Genomic DNA, 1,167 nt, shown 5'->3' on the forward strand with positions numbered 1-1,167 from the left:
ATCAAGTGAAATAAGGGCATCTGGTGGATGCCTTGGCACTGAGAGGCGATGAAGGACGTAGCACGCTGCGATAAGCCATGGGGAGCCGCGAGCAGGCATTGATCCGTGGATTTCCGAATGGGGAAACCCACCCAGCGATGGGTATCTTCAACTGAATTCATAGGTTGGAGAGGCGAACCCGGGGAACTGAAACATCTAAGTACCCGGAGGAAAGGACATCAACCGAGACTCCGCTAGTAGTGGCGAGCGAACGCGGACCAGGCCAGTGATTGATGCTACATAACCGGAAATGCCTGGAAAGGCATGCCAGAGTGGGTGAAAGCCCCGTACGGGTAAACCGGCATTGATCCTCGAGTAGGGCGGGACACGTGAAATCCTGTCTGAACGTGGGGGGACCACCCTCCAAGCCTAAGTACTCCTCAGTGACCGATAGCGAACCAGTACCGTGAGGGAAAGGTGAAAAGCACCCCGACGAGGGGAGTGAAACAGTACCTGAAACCGGATGCCTACAAGCAGTCGGAGCGTCTTAAGGCGTGACGGCGTACCTTTTGTATAATGGGTCAGCGACTTACAGTATGCAGCGAGCTTAAGGCGATAGCTGGAGGCGTAGCGAAAGCGAGTCTGAATAGGGCGCTTTAGTTGCATGCTGTAGACCCGAAACCTGATGATCTATCCATGGCCAGGCTGAAGGTGGGGTAACACCCACTGGAGGGCCGAACCCACGCCCGTTGAAAAGGTCGGGGATGAGCTGTGGATAGGGGTGAAAGGCCAATCAAATCAGGAAATAGCTGGTTCTCCGCGAAATCTATTTAGGTAGAGCGTCGGATGATCACCCACGGGGGTAGAGCACTGGATGGGCTAGGGGGGCGCGAGCCTTACCAAACCTAACCAAACTCCGAATACCGTGGAGTGCAGTCCGGCAGCCAGACGGTCGGTGCTAAGGTCGATCGTCGAGAGGGAAAGAGCCCAGACCGCCAGCTAAGGTCCCCAAGTGGTGGCTAAGTGGGAAAGGATGTGGGAAGGCCATGACAACCAGGAGGTTGGCTTAGAAGCAGCCATCCTTTAAAGAAAGCGTAATAGCTCACTGGTCTAGATAAGCCGGCCTGCGCCGAAAATGTAACGGGGCTTAAGCCACCCACCGAAGCTGCGGATGCTTCCCTTTATTGG

The 1,167-nt window shown here is 55.3% G+C and carries 1 rRNA gene (only partly in view); it reads left to right on the forward strand.

Going from position 1 to position 1,167, the window contains the following annotated elements:
- The first annotated feature begins 2 nt into the window (after positions 1-2).
- Positions 3-1,167 (forward strand): 23S ribosomal RNA (locus FBZ90_RS27635); it runs 1,364 nt beyond the window's last position.

The sequence above is a fragment of the Nitrospirillum pindoramense genome (assembly GCF_007827955.1).
Taxonomy (GTDB): domain Bacteria; phylum Pseudomonadota; class Alphaproteobacteria; order Azospirillales; family Azospirillaceae; genus Nitrospirillum; species Nitrospirillum amazonense_B.